This is a genomic window from Novosphingobium sp. (genome assembly GCF_965228995.1).
In the GTDB taxonomy this organism is placed as follows: domain Bacteria; phylum Pseudomonadota; class Alphaproteobacteria; order Sphingomonadales; family Sphingomonadaceae; genus Novosphingobium.
In genome coordinates, this window is sequence record NZ_OZ245852.1 from 1,769,139 (window position 1) to 1,789,178 (window position 20,040).

Genomic DNA, 20,040 nt, shown 5'->3' on the forward strand with positions numbered 1-20,040 from the left:
CGACCGGAACCGCGTAACCGGCCCTTCAGGCGGCCGATCGCGCGCAAAAAAGCCCGCGGCCGGAGCGGCGCGGGCGGTCGGAAAGCGCGGCAGAAGGCGCGCTGGTCAGTTGTACGAAGCGGTGACCTGATAGGTGCCGTTGTAGGTGCCGATGGGCTGCGCGGCGCCAACGGCAAGCGTGCCGCCCACCGCGATGTCGAGCGTGCCGACGGGCGATCCGGTCAGCGCGCCGACAGTGAAAAGCGTAATCGTCATCGACCCGCCGCTGCGAGTCACGGTCGCGGCGGCCGGCAGGGTGACGAAGAACTGGCGGCCGGGATCTCCGGTCACGCGGAACTTGCCGGCCTGCGGGCCTGAACTGCCTTGGGCAATGGCGGTATTGCCCACCATGCCGCCGGTGGTCGAAACCGCGCCTGCAGTGCTCACGGTTACCGTGCCCGCCGCAGTAGGGCGGGCCATCACGCCAAAGCTCAGGGGTGCTGTGGCGACGATGCTGATCGGGGTGATGATCGTGGCGCTGGCCGATCCGGTCATCGTTGCCGTACCACCCGGCGCCGCCAATGCCGGGAGCGGCACCGCGAGCACGACCAGTGCGGTCAGCAAAGAGCGGAAACGAGAAGTCATGGTCAGGCCTTGCCGTGGTAACTGCAGCGAGAGTCCGGCTGCCGCCCGGAAGGCGACAGCCGGCGCAATCCCGGGCTCAGTTGTAGGTCACGGTGGCGGAGTAGGTGCCCGTGTAGGACCCTGCAGGCGCCGTGCCGGTCACAGTCAGCGTGCCGCCGACAGTGAAGCTGGCCGTGCCGGTGGTGCTGAGCGAAGCGGTCGCAGCCGAAGGCGTGGTGGTGAAGGCGAGGTTGGTGGCGCCCGAAGTCACGTTGCCGCCGGTGGTCGAGATCGAGAACGAGCGGCTGGCATCGCCTGCGACGGTGAACTGGTCAGCCGAGTTGGTCGAACCAGGCACGAACGTCACGTCGCTGCCGACCGAGCCAACGCCAGCAGCGGTGACCGACACGGTGCCGCCGGTGCCGGTGGTGAAGCGGCCAAAGCTGAGGCTGGCAGCCGCCGGGTGGGTCAGCACGATCGGCGAAACGATCGTAGCTGTCGCGGTGCCGGTGGCCGTCGAGGTGTTGCCCGAGCCGGCGAAAGCCGGGGTTGCCATCGCCAGAACGCCAAGAGTTCCAAGGGTGGATGCGAGAATGATCTTCTTCACGTCGTATGCTCCTGAATGCTGTTTGCCCCGCAACGTCCCGGTCTTGGAGCTGGTAAACGCCGTTTCATCGGAGCCCCGCTGTTCCGGTGCTTCGATAGGTAAATGTCCTAAGCAAACTTGGTTAACAAAGCGTTTGCCGGTGGAAACCATTCGAAAAGATTTTCACGCGCCGACTCGAAATGTTGTTGTTTTTCGCCGCATCTATCTATCGGAAAACGAAGATATTTTTTGCTCAAGACTCTGCAGCGCAAAAGCGATCCAGGCGGTCACGCGCCTGCGTGCCGCCTGGTAAAGAAATGGGATTTTTTGTTAATTGTTACCGCGCCTTTCCGGCATCTCCTGGATGCGGCAGGGCAGTGAAATCAGTTGTAGGCGACTGTCGCCGAATACGTGCCGCTATAGGCGCCGGTCGGTGCCGCGTTGCTCACGGTCAAGGTGCCGCCGACGGTGAAGCTGCCAGTTCCGGTTCCGCTCAGCGTGCCGGTCACGGCCGAGGGCGTGGTGGTAAAGGCAAGGTTCGTCCCGCCCGAGCTCACGCTGCCGCCGGTCGTCGCGATCGAGTACGAGCGGTTGGCATCGCCCGCCACTGTGAAGCTGTCTGCCGCGGTCGTCGAGCCCGGAACGAACGTCACGTCGCTGCCGACCGAGGCGGTGCCGGCGGCTGTCACCGTTACCGTGCCGCCAGTGCCGCGGGTAAAGCGGCCGAAGTTGAGGCTGGCGCTCGCGGGATGGGTCAGCACGATCGGCGCGACGATCGTCGCGGTCGCTGTGCCCGTCGCGCTCGATGTGTTGCCCGATCCCGCAAAAGCCGGGCTTGCTGTGGCAAACGCGATCAGCGTTGCGGGAAAAAGTTTGTTCACCGGTTAAGCTCCTGGTCCCTTTGCCCCGCACCGGAGATACGGCGAGGCCGGAGGGGCCGGGCTTCCCCGGCGTCCTCTTACGTACATTTCCTAAGTGAATATGGTTAATGAAAGGTAAGGCCCGCGGAAAGAGGCGTTCGCGCAGTCTACGGCAAGCGATCAGCTGTAGGTTACCATGATCGTCAATGTCGCGCGGTAGTGCGCAGCAGCGGTGCCCGCTGGCACGTTGAGCCGGCCGCCGACGCCGATGCGGTCCTCGCCCCTTTCATCGAGCTGGCCGATGCTGGTTCCGCTACCGGCGTGGCTCGCCAGATGCACGCTCAGCGCGTCGATGGCGAGCGCTGGTGCGCTGCCGCCTGCGGTAAGCGTCCCGGTCGCGGTAATCGCTGCAGGCGCGCTGACAATATAGCTGCGGCCTGCCTCGCCGCTGACGAGAAACCGCGCAGGCGCGATCCCGGCGCAGGAGCCGCCGCCCGCACAGGCCGGTGCGGCGCCGCCTGCATACGTCGCGCCGCCTTCCGCGCCGACAGTGACCGATCCACTTGCCGTCAGCGAGGACGTGAGCGAGCCGAAATCGAGATCGCCCAGCGATACGGCGATGATCGGCGCGATGATCACCGCCTGTGCCTGGCCGATGGCGGTAGAGCTCTGGCCGGTTGCGGCATATGCAGGCGATGCAAGGGCAGCAGCCATGCCGGCCAAGGCAAGACGGGCACGCATCACAGTTCCGCCAGCACGGTCACGACGATGGGCAGGGGGATCGCAAGGTCCGCCCCGCCGGAAGTCCGCGCGACCTGCAGCGTGCCGCCAACGCGGAAAGTGCGGCTGCAGATCCGGCGCTGGCATCCGGCCAGGGTGAACTGTGCGATCTGGCCCGGGACCAGCGCGCCCAGCCCGGGCAGGTCGGTATCGAACTGCGCGATGGTGCCCGTCACGCCGCCGCTCACCTGGCTTGCCGAACCGGGCACCAGCACCGCGATCAGCAGCGAATAGGCCAGGTTGGCATTGTTGCCGCGATCATAGGTGAAGGTGAACTGCGCCGGGCCGGGCGCTGTGCCAGTGAGCGGGACAATGGCCGATCCTGTAACCGATCCGGTTGCTGAGACGGTGCGGGTACCGGTTGTATCGGTGAAAAAAGTACCGAAGCGCAGTGCCTGATCCGCGCTCACTGTAACTGAAGGTGTTGCAGCGAGGGCAGGGGCGGCAGCGCTGGCAAGACCCGCACCCGCAGCGGCCGCCGCTATCCAGCGGATCACGCGATGGAGACGAGCGGGGCGAACGCGGTGCACTGGCAATTCCTGCACAAGCGGCAAAGTTACCAAAGGATTGATACGCCGCTCGCACGGTGGCGGCAAGGGCGCTGCCGTGCTTAGTCCCGCCCCGGTACGCTCTGGAAGGAGATCTTAACCGGTTTCCTTAACGGCCGAGGCCCAGGAATCCGAGACTATTGCTGTCGAACTTGACCCGCATCGTGGCGAAAACGCCCTTGGTCGTGTTGCGCGCGGCGGCAAAATCGCGGTCGCGGAAGCCGGTCAGGTTGTAGCCGATCACGACCATCACGTTGTCCGCCGGAACGATGCCGATCTGCGGGCCAAAGGCATAGGACGTCGTGCCATCGGAAAGGCTGCGGCGCACAGTGGCGCTGCCGCCCACTTCGATGTGCCGGCCAATGCCGATCCGCGCATCGACCCCGCCGAGCACGGTCGTCCCGGCCAGATCAAACCCTTGATACCGATCGAGATTGTGCCGTGCGGCAACAAACACGCCGATCTCGGTGCGCTGGACCATCTGCCCGTCCACGCGCCCGTTCGGCGCCCAATCGCCCGAAAAGCTGGCGACAATCCGGCGCGAGCGGGCATTGCCATCGACGGTGAGTGCGGTCCCGTCCGTCGCTGCGCCGGCGCCGCTGCCTGTCGCGGCAGTCACGCCGGAAATGCGGTCGCTGCGGAATTCCAGCTTGCTGAGGAACGCAAAGGCCGAAGCCGCCGGGCGATGCGCGATCGAGATCGCGGCGCTGCCCACTTCGCTCGTTGCCCCGCTGGCGTCGTGCATCGTGGACCATGTTACCGCCCCGCCGATAACGCTGCCTTCGCCCATCTGGCGGATCATGCCGAAGGTAATGCCCTTGCGCTTCGATAGCTCGCCGCTGCGCAGTTCGGCGCGCGCGGTCGCGCTCCAGCGGCCCGCGCGCCATGTCGCGCCCAGCGTATAGGCGGTGAAGTCCTCGGCAATCGTGGTCTGGCTGCTCGCGCCGACCACCGCCGTTCCGCCATTGGTGGCGAGCGCGCTCTTGCCGCCGATCACCTTGTTACCGTCAATCGTCGCGTCGAGCGTCAGGGATTTGCTGACCGGCAGCGACTGCGCAAGGCCGTACGAGGCAAAGGCGCGCCTGCCCTGCTCGGTGATCGCCTGCTGGTCGCCGGTCGCGGCGAGGCCCTTGGTGGTCTGCTGCCCGATCACCGTGGCGATCTTCGCGCCAGTCCACGGCTGCACTTCGAGCCCGCCGCGCAGCGTGCGCGTCTCGCCCTGGCTGCCGTTGCCGATCTCGTAATCGCTGATCAGGCGCACATCCGGCGTGATCGCATAGCGCACGCCCAGCCGGTAACGCGGCGCCTGATACGATGTCGCATCCCGGCGGCCGATCGAGATCGAACCCGCTGCGCTCAGCTCCAGCTTGTTGTCGAACAGACGCTTGGTGGTGCCGGCCTCGATCAAGGTGGTGCTGCCGCCCTTCGCCCCGGTCGGGCCGACCGCCGCGCCATCCGCCAGCGTCTCGCTGTAGCGCGCGATGCCGAGCCGCATTTCCGTACCGGCCGAATTCCATGTCGTGCCAACCTGGATCGCGCTGCGCCGCGAACCATCGATCAGCGACTGATCTCGCCACGCGGCCATGCTCACGAGCCACTTCTGGCTGAGGCGATAGCGCGTATCGAGCCCGATCTTGCGGCGGCCCAGTTCGCCGATGCTGACCTGGCCGACGCCGAAATTGGCATCGAGCGAGCGGATATAGGCCAGCACGTCGAGCCGCGCGTCATGGCGTTCGGCCTCGATCATCCATGCCGCCTTGGTGCTGCCACCAGTCGCATGGCTCATCGCCGCTTCGGCGCGCACTTCGGTCTTGGTGCCGAGGAAAACCTTGGCATCGACCGCGCCGAGATTGGTGCGCGTCACCGCTGCGCCCGCATTCGCCGAAGCATCGCTGATCGCGGTCGCGCCAAGGCGCACCTTTTCCGACTTGTTGCGCCATTCGGCCCGCGCACCGGCATTCCACGCCCCGCCATTCAGCGTGTCGATTTCATAATCGACCACGATCTGCTGCGGATTGAGGTTCGCATCGCGGCTCAGCACCGGCTGCTTGAAGCTGATCGTGCCCGCAAGCAGGTCGATGTCGTAATCGAGGAAGCGCGTCAGCACCTGGCTGGAGACGACGACTTCGGACCGGAAGCGATCGCGCACTTCGATGGTCACAGTCTCGCTGTTGGGTACGATGGCGCGGCTGGAGAGGCGATAGGGCCCGCTGATGCCGCCGCCGGGGATCTGATCGCGGCGATGCGTGGTGGCAACTTTGGCAGCATAAGCCTCGCCCCGCAGCTTGCCCACGCGCGCTTCGGCTTTCACGCCGGTCATCGTGCGCTGGTAGCGGCCGAGCTGGGTGTGATCGAAGCCGGTGTCGAAATCGCCGAACATCGCGCGCACCTTTGCGCTTTCGATGCGGACGTAGAGCTTGTTGACGCTGGCGGCATCGAAGCGGCGGTCCGAGCCATCGGCAAACACCGTGTAATAGGCCTTGGGATCAAGTCCGCCAAGCAGGCGCTGCTCAGCGCGCTGCTTGGCGCTGTCATAGGCCACGGTCGCCAGCCATTTGCCCTTGATCCGGCCCTTCGCATAGAACGCGACGCGGGCATGGTTGCCAAGGTCGCTGTCGAAGTGCCCGGTGCGTTGCATGTGATCGGCAATCGTCTTTGCACCGACTGCGCCTTCGGCAAGGCCGACGAGCGTCCACTTCGCCTCTCCGGGCACGACCCAGGCTTCAAGCACTTGCTGCCGCTTCACTTCGCGGTCGGTGAACTGGAACGTGAGGTCGAGGCTGCCGCTGACCATGGTCGGTGCAAGCTCGATCAGCGCGACGCCGTCGTCGCCCTTGACGATCCACGTCGGCGCCGCCCGGTCGAGGCCCGAGAGCACACGGCTTTGCATGGCATCGAGCGCCGCCGCGCTTTCGTAGGGAGCGGACAGCGCGATCGGGCCGGAAATGCCGGCGTGAACCGGGCGACCGGTGCGATCGAGCACGCGCACCGCAATCACTGGCCGCGTCGCGCCGTCAGCGACGAGGCGGGTGCGTTCGGGCACGAGTTCGACCTTGGCGGGTGTTGAGCCGAAGTGGACTGTGCGGGTCAGCGTCTGCACCACGGCGCCGCCGGCATCGCGGATATCCGCATCGAAACGGGTGTCCTCACCGGTCAGCGGCAGGCCGCGCCACACGCTGACTGCAAAGCCCTCGGGCGAGCTCTGCGCGCCGTCGAAGGCGAGCTTGTCGACCAGCTTGCCGTCGATCTTCAGCGAAACCGTCTGCCCCTTGCGGTGGCGGATCACGATGCGGGTGGTCGGCGCGCGCGGGTTGTAATCTGCGGCGGGGAAGAGGAATTCGCTCGGTCCATCGCCCTTGGCGATCCAGTCGGTATCGCCGCCCGCAGCGCGGCGGTCGGTCTCCGCAGCAGGCTTGGCGGCTGCAGCTGCGGCGGCCGCAGCCAGCGTTTCAGCGGGCACGGTGGCGGCGAAATTGGCCACGACAAGGCTGCCGCCCTGGCCGATCACGAAGCGGCTGGTCGCGCTCCCTGCGCTGCGGGTGGAGCGCGTGCAATCCACGAACTTGCCGCCCTTGGGCAGGGTAACGGCTTGTGCTTCAACCACATGCGTGCCGGGCATCAGCCCTTCGAAGTGGTAGCGCCCATCCGCATCGGTAACGGCAAAGCTGCCGTCTTCGAGCACGAGGCGCACTCCGCCGATCCCCGGCCGCGGAGCTGCCCGCGTGTTCGGCACATCGCAGCTGCCCAGCGTGATGCGGCCGATCAGGGTCATCGTTGCGGCAAGATTGTCGCGCTCGATACGGATCGCCGCACTCGCCGTTGCGGTTAGCCCACGGGCATCTACAGCGTTGATGCGGTTAACTGCGTTGCCAGCGGAAGCTTCGGGCCGCACCGTCATCGCGTAGGTCACCGTCCGGGTTGCGCCGGGGTTGATCGTGCCGATGGCAATGGTCATGGTCCGCCCGTCCGGCGCGACGGTCACCGCGTCCTCCGGCGCTTTCACGCCGTCGACGCGGATCGTTCCGGCGCGCAGGCGCAGGCTCGCCGAGGGCGTATCGCTGAGCACCACGCCGCGTTTCGCCCGCCCGGGGTCGGTATTGCGCACGGTTATGGTATAAAACACGGCATCGCCCGGCTGGGCGACTTGCCGCGAGGCGACTTTGCTGAGGCTGACCGCAACCGGCGGCCTGTCGACCGGAATGTCGACGCGGACCGGTGCTGGGCTCGAAAGTGCCAGACTCTCACCATAGGATGCAGGCAAAATAACCAAATCGCCCCCATCGGGACGTCTCAGGCCGGTGAAATTCTTCGGAGTAAGCGCCGATGGCGCCGTGTACGGGTCGGGCGGGACGACGACCAGCCGATATGCACCGAGCGGGGCAAGCGGGAAGCGGTATTCGCCCTCCGGCATCTGCCAGGTGCGCCCCGCGCCATCGGTGATGACCGATCCGGTGACGATCGTCGAAGGCCATGTGGTCACCCCGTCATCGGCGAAGACGCGCGCGGGCTGGCCGGTGGCGACATCGACCAGCGTAACCCGCGCGCCATCGATGGGGGCGGCATCTTCGCTATCAAAAACAAGACCATAGGGGTCAGCCAGCACATCGACGTCGGTCTTGATCACCGAACCGTCGCCGCTCGTGCCGTTGTAAGTCACCGTAACCCGATCCCCGCCAGAGATGCTGAGCCGGCAATCGCCATCCTTGGGCTGCGGCGGGATCGCGCTGGTCGGGATGGCGCCATAGAACACGCCGCTATCTGCCGCGGTTTCGGTGATGGCGACTTGTTCCTTGTCACCGCTTGCAGATGTGATCGTGACATTGACCGTGTCGATCCGCCCGGGATCGAGCCCGGCGCGCCCCAGCACGAGGCGGAAGACCACCGGTTGGCCAACGATAATGCTCGAAATGGTCGCAGGTTCGGCCGGATCGGCGCCTTTGGGGTCGATATTGACGCTCGGCAGCGCCGTGCCGCCGCAATTTCCGGCGTTGATCGCCAGCGTTTCGCTGCCATTGGGCAGGGGCAGCACGAAAATCCGGGTGTCGTCGCGCACCACATCGAACGAGACCACATTGGAATCGGTCGTCAGTTCGGCTTCGCCCTGGTTCCAGTGCGCGTGCGCGGTGTTGGTGATGGTGTTTGCCGCGGCGGGAACGCTGGTCGTGATAAGCAGCGCTGCAAAGAGCAGCGCGGCTATCGCCCAGATCCTGTTCCGCAATGCCGACATGGCTTCTTTTCTTTGTTTTCAGGACAAAAGGGGGGTGTGGCGGCGGCATCCCCCCCGGGCTTGCCGCCGCCTGACCGTCCATGATCCTCGATGTCCTGAGTGGTGGCCGCCTAGGCCCCGCTCAATTGATCGTGGCTTGGAACACCACCGTCTTGGTTTCGCCGCCAGCGACCGAGGGCAGTGTGCCGCTCACCGTGTTCGAGGCCACCGAGCCCGTGCCGGTCGTGTCGTTCGCGCAGGTCGCCACGCCGCTCACAATCGTCGCCGTGCCGCCTGTCCTCACGCCGAAGGCCGTGTCGTAGGTCAGGTTCGTCGGGATAGGGTCGCTCACGGCGACCAAATTTGCCGTAGCGCTGCCCGAGGCGTTGCTGATTGCGATGCAGTACTGGATCGTCGCACCCGGGATCATCTTCGGGTTGGTTCCCCCGTTGATCGGATCGCTGATGATACGCGAGGACTTGATTGCGCTGAGCGTCGCAGCCGAGATGGTATAATCGTCCTTGGCGGCGAACGAAGCGTCACGCAGCGAGTCGCCCGCACCTGCGCCATCGGCGAAGACCGTATCCATGCCCGCGGTGTTGGCACCCGTGGTCTGAACCAGCGCAGCACCCATGCTGCCAGCACCACCCGCTTCGCGGCCGGTGGCGGTCAGCGTCACTGCGGCAACTGCGCCGTTGGCCTGGCCGAGCGGCACGTCGGAAACGACGATCACTTGGACCGAAGCATCGGCGGCCACTTCGTCGAGGTAGGTCACCGCAGTGTCGGTGCCGGAGTCGTAAATGCCGTTATTGTTCACGTCGCGGAAGATGCGCACGTTGGTCACGTCGAACGAGTCTGTGTTCGAGTGCGCACCGGAGCCGCCCACCTGCTGGGCTGCGGAGAGCGCGAGATCGAGCGGCGCGTTCGAGGTGTTGACCACGGTGAAGGTCGTCACCTGGTTGGTCGCACCCGGCGTTACCGTCGTCGTGGTTGAGCCCACTTCAGCGACCGTCAGGTTGATCTTGCGGTCGACCGTGAGCGTGTCGGAAGCGCTCGTGCCGGTCTGCGCGATGCTGTTGACAGTGAAGGTCACCGACACCGTATTGGTGATCGTCGACCCTGCGGTTGTACCGGCCGCGTAGGCCGGATTGGCGCCGAGAACGGCAAGGGCGCAAACGCCCGCCGCACCCAGCAGTCTGCTGCGATACGTCATTTTCTTATGCTCCACTGGGTTGCCTGCGAATATTCTGGTCGCTCACAGGCATGGCGACCCCCCGTCTCGCTAATTTAGCGAACGATTCCATGGTATTGGACTTCACCCGAAGCGCCCGGAGCGATTGCGGGAATGGTCCAGCGAACGTGTGTCACATCGGCTGTGGTGGCCACGCGCGCGTTGCCATCGCTGCCGGCGACCTTGAGGCTGCCGAGCTGGCCCCAGGTCTTGCCGCCATCGACCGAGACTTCCGTGCCGGCCACCGCTTCGCTCGAAAGCACGACAGCCGAGGGCAGCGGGTTGGTGACGACGAAATTGGTGACAGGCTGCGCGCCTTCGTTGTGATAGCGCGTGGTGAACAGCAGGTGGTCGCCCGGAATGACGACCTTGGGCTCTACGAGCTGGACCTTGCTGACACCGTTTTCGGTCACGGTCTTCTCGAGCATGACATCGCCCTTGAGCGAGACCGGCGACGGTGCCGACTGGGCTGCCGCGAGGGCAGGCCCAGCCATGGCGACCATGGCTGTCGCGCCGATGAGGGACTTGACGATGAAGGAAACTTTCATGGTTGGATTCCCTGGCTAATCAGTTGATCTTGACGGCGAAATTGACAGTTCGGGTGGTTCCGCCGGTGATTTTGCCCAGCGTGACATCGATCCCTCCGGTGCCGCCGGTGCCGGCATCTCCATCGGCTGCATCGGTGAGCACCGAGGAATCGAGCTTGAGCGAGCCGGGCACGTAGGTCGTCCCGTCAGGGATCGTGTCGATGACATGCAGGCCATCGAGCGAGCCGCTGCCGGTCACCTTGGCGGCCAGCGAGTACGTGACGACCGCGCCGGGCACGGGCTTGGCCGTGCCGAAGGGATCAAGGATCGTGGCGGACTTGGTCAGTGTGATGTTGGCAAGGCTGGCGATCAGCGCGCCGAGCGAATTGGCCGAAGCGGTGGTCAGGCCGACAACGGCATCGCCGCCGCCTTCGCCCTTGCCGGCAAAGCTGGTGCCGGGGGTTCCGGTGCCGGTCTGCGCCGTGGCCGTAAGGCGGACCTGGCTGGTCTGCGCGTCGCTCGCCCCGGTCGGAAGCGTAACGAGGACGAAAACCTTGACGCTCTTGTCGGGTGCCAGAACCGGCGTGGCGAGGGCACCGGCCGTGAGCACGGTATCTACACCGGGGTCATAAATGCCGTTGGCATTGCTATCGAGCACGACCGACTTGACCGCGCCATCGAAGGCGTTGCCCGAAATCTTGGGATCGGCGGCCAGATTGAATGCTTCGGGGCCGTTGCCGCTGTTGGTAACCGAGTAGATCAGGACGGCTGGCTCGCTGCTCGCCGTGGCCGGCGCGGTGCTGAGCGTCGCCACTGCAACGTCCAGCAGTTCGTCAACTTTCACCGTAACCTTGTTCGACGTGACCGAGCCGGTGCCCGTGCCTGTCTGGTAGGTGGCGGTCGCGGTGTTCTCGATCAGCGTGCCAGCGAGCACGCCAGTGGCATGCGCGGTGCCCGCCAGGGGAGCCGTTACAGATAGGGCAACAAGCGAACATCCAGCGATGCCCGCAGCCCGGCGAAGGGGTGTTAGGTACGTATTCATACGTGAGTGCTTTCACCGAGCGTGGTTAACATCAGGTAAGAGCAAAGCGGCGATGGGCCGTGCCGCGGCGCCGCGGCGTGCCTATTTCCTTTGCCACGACGTTAACCATCAATAGTTAGTATGTTGGTGGACGAGTTCGATTAAGTTACGGAAAACACTGCGTAATTGTGAACTCGAGACCGCTGTCGCCCGCCAAAGGTTACTGCGCCGGGGGCTAAGGGGACCGCCGGATCCCATTGAAAATATTTTTGAAATTGGTCCGAAACGGTCAGAATTTCGGAAAATTCATCATGAATCTTACCTTTGCCCGGCGGCAATCGGTTACCGGATCGGCGGTGAAGGTTAAGAGTCGGAGCGCGGGCTGGCCGCTCGTGGCGAGTGTTTGCGCTGGGTGCTTGTCCGCGCGCGCGCCGGGGCCTAGAGGGGCGGGATGCCGGGAGAAATTCTAGACAATCGTGGGCGTGGTTCGGCCGGGTTCACCTGGCCCGCAATCCATCCGGAGGGGCGCAAGTTCGGTGCGATCGCCGGGGCAGCCTGCCTCGTGGGCGCGCTGCTGGGCGGCTCGTTGCTGGGCTGGCCGCTAGCGCTGCTGACGCTGTGTGTGCTTGCTTTCTTCCGCGATCCAGAACGTGTGACCCCGCGCGACGACAGCATGATCGTGGCGCCGGCTGACGGGCTCATCACTCTGATCTGCACGGTTGTCCCCCCGCGCGAGATGACCGCGGATGACGGTAGCGGCCAGCCCGCACTGGCTGATGCTCCGGTCACACGGGTTTCCATTTTCATGTCGGTGTTCGATGTGCACGTGAACCGCACGCCCATCGGCGGCACGATCCGGCGGGTGGTCTATATCCCGGGCAAGTTCCTCAACGCCGATCTCGACAAGGCGAGCGAAGAGAACGAGCGCCAGCACTTCGTCGTCGAACGCGGCGACGGCGTGCGCATCGGTTTTACCCAGATCGCTGGCCTGGTGGCACGGCGCATCGTGCCGTTCGTCAAGGCTGGGGATATTGTCGCGGGAGGCCAGCGGGTCGGGCTTATTCGCTTCGGCAGCCGCGTCGATGTCTATCTGCCGACTGGTACCGAGCCGCGTGTGTTGATCGGCCAGCGCGTTGTCGCCGGGGAGACGGTACTCGCCGTGCTCGGCCAGAGCCCGATGATCGAGGGCGTGCGCCAGTGACCGAACTGCCCCCGCCGGGCAAGCGCGCCGCGGCAAGGGACGGGGCCGGAAATGCCTACTCGGGCGAAGATTTCGGCCGCCGCCGCCTCCCGCGCGGGCTGACCCTCCGCGCGCTGGTGCCCAATGCGATTACATCGGCAGCGCTGTGCAGCGGACTGACCGGCATCCGTTTTGCCATCGGCGGCGATTTTCACTCGGCCGTGCTGGCAGTCATGCTTGCCGGGCTGCTCGACGGGATCGACGGCCGCGTCGCGCGGCTGATGAAGGCACAGTCGCGCTTCGGGGCCGAGCTCGACAGCCTGTCCGATGCGATTGCCTTCGGGGTCGGCCCGGCGCTGATCCTCTACCTCTGGTCGTTGAGCGCGGTGCCGCGCTATGGCTGGTTTGCCGCGCTGGCGCTGGCGGTGTGCTGTGCGCTGCGGCTCGCCCGGTTCAATGCCTCGATCGATCTGCCCGGCCAGCCGCACAAGTCTGCCGGGTTCATGACCGGTGTGCCAGCGCCGGTCGGGGCTGGCCTCGCCTTCCTGCCGCTCTACTTGTGGTTTGCCAGCGGGATCGATCTGCTGCGCGCGCCCATTGTGGTGGGCCCCTGGGCTCTGCTGATCGCATTCCTGATGATATCTAACCTGCCGACTTTGGGCTGGGGAGCGCTGCGTCCGCGCCGGGCAATCCGGCTTGAAGTGATCGCGCTCGCCGGAATGCTGACCGTTGCGCTCTTGACCGAACCCTGGCTGAGCCTTGTCGGACTTTGCGCCATTTACCTCGCGCTGATGCCCGTGGGTGTGTGGCGCTATCGCCGGATCAGGCTGCTGCGCGCCAGCGCGGGCCAGCCGAAGCCTGAACAGGCCTGACAAGGCGCACCGGCGCCCGGCGAGGCCGCACGGCAATGCGCGGCGCCGCGGGAGCAGTGATAGCGGTGATCTGCACGAGGAACTCGCGGTCTGCCGCCAGCGCGCGCGAATCCGCCAGCAACCGGCGCACCGCGGGGAGCTGGGCACGCACGGTGACAGCGATCGCCGCAAAAGCCACGCAGCCAGCACCAGCCATCACAAGCGACGCGAGGAGGGAGACCATGGACATGGAAACGCTGCCTTTCGAACCTGGGCGAACCGCTTGACAGGCGGTGGAAACCCTGTGGATAAAGTGGGGAGAGAATCGAAAGTTCCAAGTCTTTCCCGTCTATGGCCCGATTGTTCTCTTTTTGTTCTACCTCGTCAAGTGATTCGAGGGGCCGCCTCAAAAATTATGCAGTGGGGTAGCAATCCGCGTCGGCCCGATGGACGCGCCGGGCTGATTTGTCACAACACCTGCCTGCACTTACGCTTTGAACGGCGTTTTGGTTGCGCTCCTCGCGCGCGGAGGAGGCCGCTTTGCCAGCAGGCGGAGCACTTGGCTGTAGACGCCGGGCCATTGCGGCGCTAACGGCCCCAGCGCTACGTCATGATTCGAACACGGTGTTCGCGTCGGGCGCGGCAATCCACATGGAATGCGCCCATACCGGTGCCGCGCTGGGGTTTTTCCCGCCTGCGGTTCCTGCATTCCAGAGGCTGAACCGGAAAGGAATGACCTATGGCGGCTCCCGTCGTCACCATGCAGCAATTGATCGAGGCCGGTGCGCACTTCGGCCACCAGACCCACCGCTGGAACCCGCGGATGAAGCCGTACATCTTCGGCGCCCGCAACGGCATCCACATCCTCGACCTCTCGCAGACCGTGCCGCTCTTCGCCCGCGCGCTCGAGTTCGTTTCGGCGACCGTCCAGGGCGGCGGCAAGGTCCTGTTCGTCGGCACCAAGCGCCAGGCGCAGGAGCCGATTGCCCAGGCCGCGCGCGCTTCGGGCCAGCACTATGTCAACCACCGCTGGCTGGGCGGCATGCTCACCAACTGGAAGACGATCTCGGGCTCGATCAAGCGCTTCAAGGCGCTGGAAGAGCAGCTCTCGGGTGACACCGCGGGCCTCACCAAGAAGGAAGTGCTCCAGCTTACCCGCGAGCGTGACAAGTTCGAGCTCTCGCTCGGCGGCATCCGCGACATGGGCGGCATTCCCGACGTGATGTTCGTGATCGACGCCAACAAGGAAGAGCTGGCGATCAAGGAAGCCAATGTTCTCGGCATCCCGGTCGTGGCGATCCTCGATTCGAACGTCTCGCCCGATGGCATCGCGTTCCCGGTTCCGGCGAACGATGACGCCAGCCGCGCGATCCGCCTCTACTGCGAAGCCATTGCCGCTGCCGCCACGCGCGGTGGCCGTGATGCCGCGATCGCTTCGGGCGCGGATCTCGGCGCGATGGACGAGCCGCTTCCCGAAGAAGCTGCGGTCGAGCCGGCCGAAGCCTGATCCTGTCGGTTCCTGGTGACGGTGCCTGCAATGGCGCCGTCACCGAACTGACCCGGATACCCCTTACGGGCCGCGCCAGGCAGCTGTGACCGGGCTGCGGCTGCACCCATATTCACGAGACAAGAAGGATCACCGCAATGGCCTACACCGCCGCTGACGTGAAGAACCTGCGCGAGCGCACTGGCGCCGGCATGATGGATTGCAAAAAGGCGCTGGACGAAGCCGGCGGCGATATCGAGGTTGCGGTCGACGCGCTGCGCGCCAAGGGCCTTGCCGCCGTCGCCAAGAAGTCGAGCCGCACGGCTGCTGAAGGCCTCGTCGGTGTCGCCGTTTCGGGCACCCGCGGCGTGGCCGTCGAGGTCAACTCGGAAACCGACTTCGTCGCCAAGAACGACCAGTTCCAGGACTTTGTGCGCAAGACCACCGAAACCGCGCTGGGCCTTGCCGCCGACGACGTCGAGACGCTCAAGGCTGCAGCTTACCCCGATGGCGGCACGGTTGCCGACAAGCTCACCAACAACGTCGCCACTATCGGTGAGAACCAGCAGGTTCGCCGCATGAAGACCGTCGCGGTTTCCAGCGGTGTCGTCGTGCCCTACATGCACAACGCCGCTGCGCCGAACCTTGGCAAGATCGGCGTGCTCGTCGCGCTCGAATCCGAAGCTGGGGCCGATGTGCTGGAGCCGCTCGGCAAGCAGATCGCGATGCACATCGCGGCCGCCTTCCCGCTCGCGCTCAAGGCCGATGACCTTGATCCCGAGATGATCGCGCGCGAGCGCAAGATCGCTGCGGAAAAGGCTGCCGAAAGCGGCAAGCCCGCCGAAGTGCAGGCCAAGATGGTCGATGGCGCGATTGCCAAGTTCGCCAAGGACAACGCGCTGCTTTCGCAGCTGTTCGTGATGGACAACAAGACGCCGGTCGCGCAGGTCGTCGAGGCTGCCGGCAAGGCCGCCGGCACCAAGATCACGCTGGTCGACTACGTCCGCTTCCAGCTCGGTGAAGGCATCGAGAAGGTTGAAACGGACTTCGCGGCCGAAGTCGCCGCGGCTGCCGGCATCAAGTAAGCCGACTACGCGCAAAGGCGGCGTCTCCCGTTCTCGCGGGAACGCCGTCTTCGCGTTTGGCACACACAAACCTGTGCCCCATGCCCTTGGCACGCGCCGTCCTGTGCGTATAAGGGCGGCGCTTTCCATTCTGACGAGTTCTCCCGGACGATGAGCCTTCCTCCCCTCAAGCGCGTCCTTCTCAAGCTTTCGGGCGAAGTACTGATGGGGAGCCAGCCCTTCGGTATCGATACCGATTTCGTCGCGCAGATGGCGGAAGAGCTGAAGGCGGCGAGGGACACCGGGCTTGAGCTGTGCCTTGTCATCGGCGGCGGCAATATCTTCCGCGGCATGGCGGGGGCTGCCAAGGGCATGGACCGCGCGCAGGCCGATTACATGGGCATGCTCGCCACGATCATGAACGCGCTGGCGATGCAGAGCGCGCTCGAAAAGATCGGTGTCGAAACCCGCGTGCAATCCGCAATCCAGATGGACGAAGTGTGCGAGCCGGTGATCCGTCGCCGCGCCGAACGCCACCTCCAGAAGGGGCGCGTGGTGATCTTCGCGGCAGGTGTCGGCGCGCCTTATTTCACCACCGATTCCGGCGCCGCGCTGCGTGCAGCAGAGATGAAGTGCGATGCGCTTTTCAAGGGTACCAGCGTCGACGGCGTCTATGATGACGACCCCAAGAAGAACCCGAACGCCAAGCGCTACGACATTGTCGATTTCGATACGGTTCTGGCGGATAATCTCAAGGTGATGGACGCCTCTGCCGTGGCGCTGTGCCGCGACAACGCCATCCCCATCGTGGTGTTCTCGATCCGCGAGCGCGGCAATCTTGCCCGCGTGCTGGCCGGGCAGGGCACGCAGACCATCGTTCAGAAGATGAGCGTTTAACAAGGAAGCTTGAGTCATGGCCAAGTACGATAAGGCCGATCTCGAACGCCGCATGAAAGGCGCTGTCGAATCGCTCAGGAGTGATCTTTCGGGCTTGCGCACGGGCCGTGCGAACGTGGCGCTGCTCGATCCGATCACGGTCACCGTCTATGGTGCGAACACCCCGCTCAATCAGGTGGCGACGGTTTCTGCGCCCGAGCCGCGCATGCTGTCGGTGCAGGTGTGGGACAAGTCGAACGTCGGCCCCGTCGAAAAGGCGATCCGTTCGGCGGGCCTTGGTCTCAACCCGATCAACGATGGCAACACGCTGCGCCTGCCGATCCCGGATCTCACCGAGGAACGCCGCAAGGAGCTGGCGAAGCTTGCCTCGCAGTATTCGGAGAAGGCCAAGATCGCCATCCGCAACGTCCGCCGCGACGGCATGGATGCGCTCAAGGCCGACGAGAACAAGAAGGAAATTTCCGAGGACGAGCGCAAGCGGCTCGAGACCGAACTGCAGAAGTTGACCGACGAGCTGATCAAGGCTGCCGACGAGGTCAGCGCGCAGAAGGAAAAGGAAATCCTCGGCAAGTGAACGTGGCCCCGGCGCCTCGATCCGAAACGGCAGCTGCCAGCCAGCAAGGCGGCGGCTACACGGGGCCTGCGCGCCATGTCGCGATCATCATGGACGGCAATGGCCGCTGGGCGAAGAAGCGCCTGATGCCGCGCGCCGTGGGCCACAAGCGCGGTGTCGATGCGGTGCGCGAAGTGGTTCGCGCGGCGCGCCACATGGGGCTTGAGGCGCTCACGCTCTATGCCTTCTCCTCGGAGAACTGGAAGCGGCCCGAGGACGAGATTTCCGATCTCATGGGCCTGCTGCGCGCCTTCATCCGCAGCGATATCGATGAATTTGCCGCCAACGACGTGCGGCTCAAGATCATCGGCGATTACAAGATCCTGCCCCCCGATATCGTCGGGATGATCGACGATGCGCTGGCCCGCACCGCCCACGGGCGCAGCACCACGCTGGCCATCGCGCTCAACTACGGCTCGCAGCAGGAAATCGCCCGCGCGGCGGCAGCAGCGGCGGCCAAGGGCGATGTTACGGTCGCGGCCATCGAGGCCGAGCTTGATACGGCAGACCTGCCGCCGCTCGATCTGCTCATCCGCACCTCGGGCGAAGTCCGGCTCTCGAACTTCCTGCTGTGGCAGGCGGCTTATGCCGAGATGTGGTTCACCGATGTGCTCTGGCCCGATTTCACGCCGGGGCATCTGCGCGAGGCACTCGATCACTACGCCACCCGTGAGCGCCGCTATGGAGGGCGCTGAAACGCCTGCTGCACCAGCGCGCAGCGACTTGCCGGTGCGCATCGCATCTGCGGTCGTCATGCTCGGCATTGCCGGTTTCGCGCTGTGGCAGGGCGGATTGGTGCTCAAGGGCTTCATCGCGCTCGTCGGCTTCGGGGTCTTTGCCGAATATGCCGCGCTTGCCGCGAAGATCGCGCCCGATCCCGCCCGGATGGTGACGGGGGTGATCACCGGGGGGCTCTACATCGGCTGGGCGGCGTTCGCGCTGATCGTGATGCCCGCCGTTTTGCTCATCGCGGTGCTCGGCCTTGTCATCTGCACCGATACCGGGGCCTATTTCGCCGGACGCGCCATCGGCGGCCCCAAGATCGCGCCGAGCATCAGCCCGTCCAAGACCTGGGCAGGCCTTGCCGGCGGCATGGCTGCAGCGGCCTGCTGGGCCATGCTCTACATCCTCTTCGCCGCCTACATCCTCTCGGCGATGAGCCCCACCGGGCCGAGCCTTGCCGAAGCCTTCCGCACCACCCGCCTCGGCATGGCGGCGCTCGCCGGGGCGGGCCTCGCGGTTGCGGCGCAGGCGGGGGATTTCTACGAAAGCTGGCTCAAGCGCCGCGCCGGGGTGAAGGACAGCGGGCGGCTCATTCCGGGGCACGGCGGCTTGTTCGACCGGGTTGACGGACTTCTGCCGGTCGCCATCATAACAGGAACAGCGTGGGCCGCATTCGGGGCTGCAGGCGGGGGAGCAAGTGGCGCATGACGCGCACGATTACCATTCTGGGCGCAACGGGTTCGGTCGGCGCCTCCACGCTCGATCTGGTGCGGCGCAACCGCGACATGTTCCGCGTGATAGCGTTGACGGCGAACGGCAATGCCGCGCAGCTCGCCGCGCTGGCGCGTGAATTCGGTGCCGAAGTCGCAGTCGTGGCCGATGAAAGCTGCCTGCCTGAACTGCGTGAGGCGCTGGCCGGAAGCGGTGTCGAGGCCGCTGGCGGCGCGGCCGCGGTGATCGAGGCGGCGGCGCGCGGGGCGGATATCACGATGGCTGCCATCGTCGGCTGTGCCGGCCTTGCACCCACCATGGCGGCGATCGAATGCGGCAAGGCCGTCGCGCTCGCCAACAAGGAAGCGCTCGTTTCGGCGGGCTACGTGATGACCGCTGCGGTTGGGCGCACCGGGGCGACGCTGCTGCCCGTGGACAGCGAGCACAATGCGATCTTCCAGTGCCTTGCCGGCAATGATCCCGCGCACGTCCACGCCATCACGCTGACAGCCAGCGGCGGCCCGTTCCGCGAATGGGATATGGAGCGCATCCACCGCGCTACCCCGGCCGAGGCGGTCAAGCATCCCACCTGGTCGATGGGCGCCAAGATCAGCGTCGATTCGGCCACGATGATGAACAAGGGTCTCGAATTTATCGAGGCGTATCATCTCTTTCCGGTTGGCGTCGAACGCCTGCGCATCGTCATCCACCCGCAGTCGATCGTGCACTCGATGGTCGAATACCGCGATGGTTCAACCCTCGCGCAACTCGGCCCCTCGGACATGCGGGTGCCCATCGCGTCGGCGCTGGCCTGGCCTGCGCGGATGGACACGCCCTGCACGCCGCTGGATCTCGCCGCCATCGGCAGCCTGAGCTTCTTCAAGCCCGATGAGCAGCGCTTCCCAGCCACCCGCGTGGCGCGCGAGGCAGTGATGGCGGGCGGCGCTGCACCCGCTGTGCTCAATGCTGCCAACGAAATCGCGGTTGCCGCCTTCCTCGCCGGTCAGATCGCGTTCACCCGCATCGTGCAATGTGCCGAGGACGTACTGGCAAGGGGCCTCCCACAGGCACCCGCCAGCCTTGAAGACGTCATCGCGGTGGACCGGGAAGCCCGCATCCGCGCCGCCGAGACGATGGAGACCGTGTCCTGAAC

20 protein-coding genes are annotated in these 20,040 nt (G+C 65.5%); 10 read left to right on the top strand and 10 right to left on the bottom strand.

Annotated elements, in window-relative coordinates; genetic code table 11:
- Window positions 1-105 precede the first annotated feature (105 nt).
- Both ACO056_RS08325 and ACO056_RS08330 read right to left on the bottom strand, forming a co-directional pair.
- Window positions 106-624, bottom strand: a complete 519-nt coding sequence (locus ACO056_RS08325; RefSeq protein ID WP_421854535.1) for a DUF4402 domain-containing protein — start codon at window positions 622-624, stop codon at window positions 106-108.
- Between the two features lie 76 nt (window positions 625-700).
- The gene (locus tag ACO056_RS08330; protein ID WP_421854538.1) at window positions 701-1,210 is read right to left on the bottom strand and encodes a DUF4402 domain-containing protein; all 510 of its coding nucleotides are present in this window, start codon (window positions 1,208-1,210) and stop codon (window positions 701-703) included.
- On the opposite strand from ACO056_RS08330, the gene ACO056_RS08335 reads away from it, so the two are divergent.
- Window positions 1,197-1,502, top strand: a complete 306-nt coding sequence (locus tag ACO056_RS08335; RefSeq protein ID WP_421854541.1) for a hypothetical protein — start codon at window positions 1,197-1,199, stop codon at window positions 1,500-1,502. The two genes, ACO056_RS08330 and ACO056_RS08335, sit on opposite strands and share 14 nt — an antisense overlap.
- A gap of 70 nt (window positions 1,503-1,572) precedes the next feature.
- Here ACO056_RS08335 and ACO056_RS08340 read toward each other — a convergent pair whose 3' ends face one another.
- The 7 genes from ACO056_RS08340 to ACO056_RS08370 form a co-directional block, all read right to left on the bottom strand.
- Window positions 1,573-2,070: a DUF4402 domain-containing protein gene (locus tag ACO056_RS08340; RefSeq protein WP_421854544.1), complete on the bottom strand. Its 498-nt coding sequence runs from the start codon at window positions 2,068-2,070 to the stop codon at window positions 1,573-1,575.
- Between the two features lie 159 nt (window positions 2,071-2,229).
- Window positions 2,230-2,790: a DUF4402 domain-containing protein gene (locus ACO056_RS08345; RefSeq protein ID WP_421854547.1), complete on the bottom strand. Its 561-nt coding sequence runs from the start codon at window positions 2,788-2,790 to the stop codon at window positions 2,230-2,232.
- Window positions 2,790-3,359, bottom strand: coding sequence for a DUF4402 domain-containing protein (locus ACO056_RS08350; protein WP_421854550.1), 570 nt, complete (start codon window positions 3,357-3,359; stop codon window positions 2,790-2,792). Before ACO056_RS08350 ends, ACO056_RS08345 begins: the two co-directional genes overlap by 1 nt.
- Before the next feature lie 127 nt (window positions 3,360-3,486).
- Window positions 3,487-8,604 (bottom strand): isopeptide-forming domain-containing fimbrial protein, encoded by a 5,118-nt coding sequence (locus tag ACO056_RS08355; RefSeq protein WP_421854553.1) that lies wholly within the window; start codon window positions 8,602-8,604, stop codon window positions 3,487-3,489.
- Window positions 8,605-8,725: 121 nt separating this feature from the next.
- A complete protein-coding gene (locus tag ACO056_RS08360) occupies window positions 8,726-9,796 on the bottom strand; it encodes a hypothetical protein (protein ID WP_421854556.1) in 1,071 nt (356 codons plus the stop codon).
- Window positions 9,797-9,870: 74 nt separating this feature from the next.
- A complete protein-coding gene (locus ACO056_RS08365) occupies window positions 9,871-10,362 on the bottom strand; it encodes a hypothetical protein (RefSeq protein WP_421854559.1) in 492 nt (163 codons plus the stop codon).
- A 19-nt stretch (window positions 10,363-10,381) separates the two neighbouring features.
- Window positions 10,382-11,275, bottom strand: a complete 894-nt coding sequence (locus tag ACO056_RS08370) for a hypothetical protein (protein ID WP_421854562.1) — start codon at window positions 11,273-11,275, stop codon at window positions 10,382-10,384.
- A gap of 538 nt (window positions 11,276-11,813) precedes the next feature.
- On the opposite strand from ACO056_RS08370, the gene ACO056_RS08375 reads away from it, so the two are divergent.
- Together ACO056_RS08375 and ACO056_RS08380 are read left to right on the top strand one after the other, a co-directional pair.
- Window positions 11,814-12,563, top strand: coding sequence for a phosphatidylserine decarboxylase (locus tag ACO056_RS08375; RefSeq protein WP_421854565.1), 750 nt, complete (start codon window positions 11,814-11,816; stop codon window positions 12,561-12,563).
- 98 nt (window positions 12,564-12,661) lie between these two features.
- Window positions 12,662-13,414 carry a CDP-alcohol phosphatidyltransferase family protein gene (locus tag ACO056_RS08380; protein WP_421855391.1) on the top strand — a complete coding sequence of 251 codons (753 nt, stop codon included), beginning with the start codon at window positions 12,662-12,664 and terminating at the stop codon, window positions 13,412-13,414.
- On the opposite strand, the gene ACO056_RS08385 is transcribed toward ACO056_RS08380, so the two are convergent.
- Entirely contained in the window at window positions 13,365-13,643 is a 279-nt protein-coding gene (locus tag ACO056_RS08385; protein WP_421854568.1) for a hypothetical protein, read from the bottom strand. The two genes, ACO056_RS08380 and ACO056_RS08385, sit on opposite strands and share 50 nt — an antisense overlap.
- Before the next feature lie 489 nt (window positions 13,644-14,132).
- On the opposite strand from ACO056_RS08385, the gene rpsB reads away from it, so the two are divergent.
- The 7 genes from rpsB (at window position 14,133) to ACO056_RS08420 (ending at window position 20,038) form a co-directional block, all read left to right on the top strand.
- Window positions 14,133-14,900, top strand: coding sequence for a 30S ribosomal protein S2 (rpsB, locus tag ACO056_RS08390; protein ID WP_421854571.1), 768 nt, complete (start codon window positions 14,133-14,135; stop codon window positions 14,898-14,900).
- 137 nt (window positions 14,901-15,037) lie between these two features.
- The gene (gene tsf / locus ACO056_RS08395) at window positions 15,038-15,964 is read left to right on the top strand and encodes a translation elongation factor Ts (RefSeq protein ID WP_421854574.1); all 927 of its coding nucleotides are present in this window, start codon (window positions 15,038-15,040) and stop codon (window positions 15,962-15,964) included.
- A 150-nt stretch (window positions 15,965-16,114) separates the two neighbouring features.
- Window positions 16,115-16,840 carry a UMP kinase gene (pyrH, locus tag ACO056_RS08400; protein ID WP_421854577.1) on the top strand — a complete coding sequence of 242 codons (726 nt, stop codon included), beginning with the start codon at window positions 16,115-16,117 and terminating at the stop codon, window positions 16,838-16,840.
- A gap of 16 nt (window positions 16,841-16,856) precedes the next feature.
- On the top strand, window positions 16,857-17,414 hold the full coding sequence (gene frr, locus ACO056_RS08405; protein ID WP_421854580.1) for a ribosome recycling factor: 558 nt from the start codon (window positions 16,857-16,859) through the stop codon (window positions 17,412-17,414).
- Window positions 17,415-17,503: 89 nt separating this feature from the next.
- Window positions 17,504-18,148, top strand: coding sequence for a polyprenyl diphosphate synthase (uppS, locus tag ACO056_RS08410; protein ID WP_421855394.1), 645 nt, complete (start codon window positions 17,504-17,506; stop codon window positions 18,146-18,148).
- The gene (locus tag ACO056_RS08415) at window positions 18,135-18,884 is read left to right on the top strand and encodes a phosphatidate cytidylyltransferase (RefSeq protein ID WP_421854583.1); all 750 of its coding nucleotides are present in this window, start codon (window positions 18,135-18,137) and stop codon (window positions 18,882-18,884) included. Before uppS ends, ACO056_RS08415 begins: the two co-directional genes overlap by 14 nt.
- Window positions 18,881-20,038: a 1-deoxy-D-xylulose-5-phosphate reductoisomerase gene (locus ACO056_RS08420; RefSeq protein WP_421854586.1), complete on the top strand. Its 1,158-nt coding sequence runs from the start codon at window positions 18,881-18,883 to the stop codon at window positions 20,036-20,038. Before ACO056_RS08415 ends, ACO056_RS08420 begins: the two co-directional genes overlap by 4 nt.
- Window positions 20,039-20,040 lie beyond the last annotated feature (2 nt).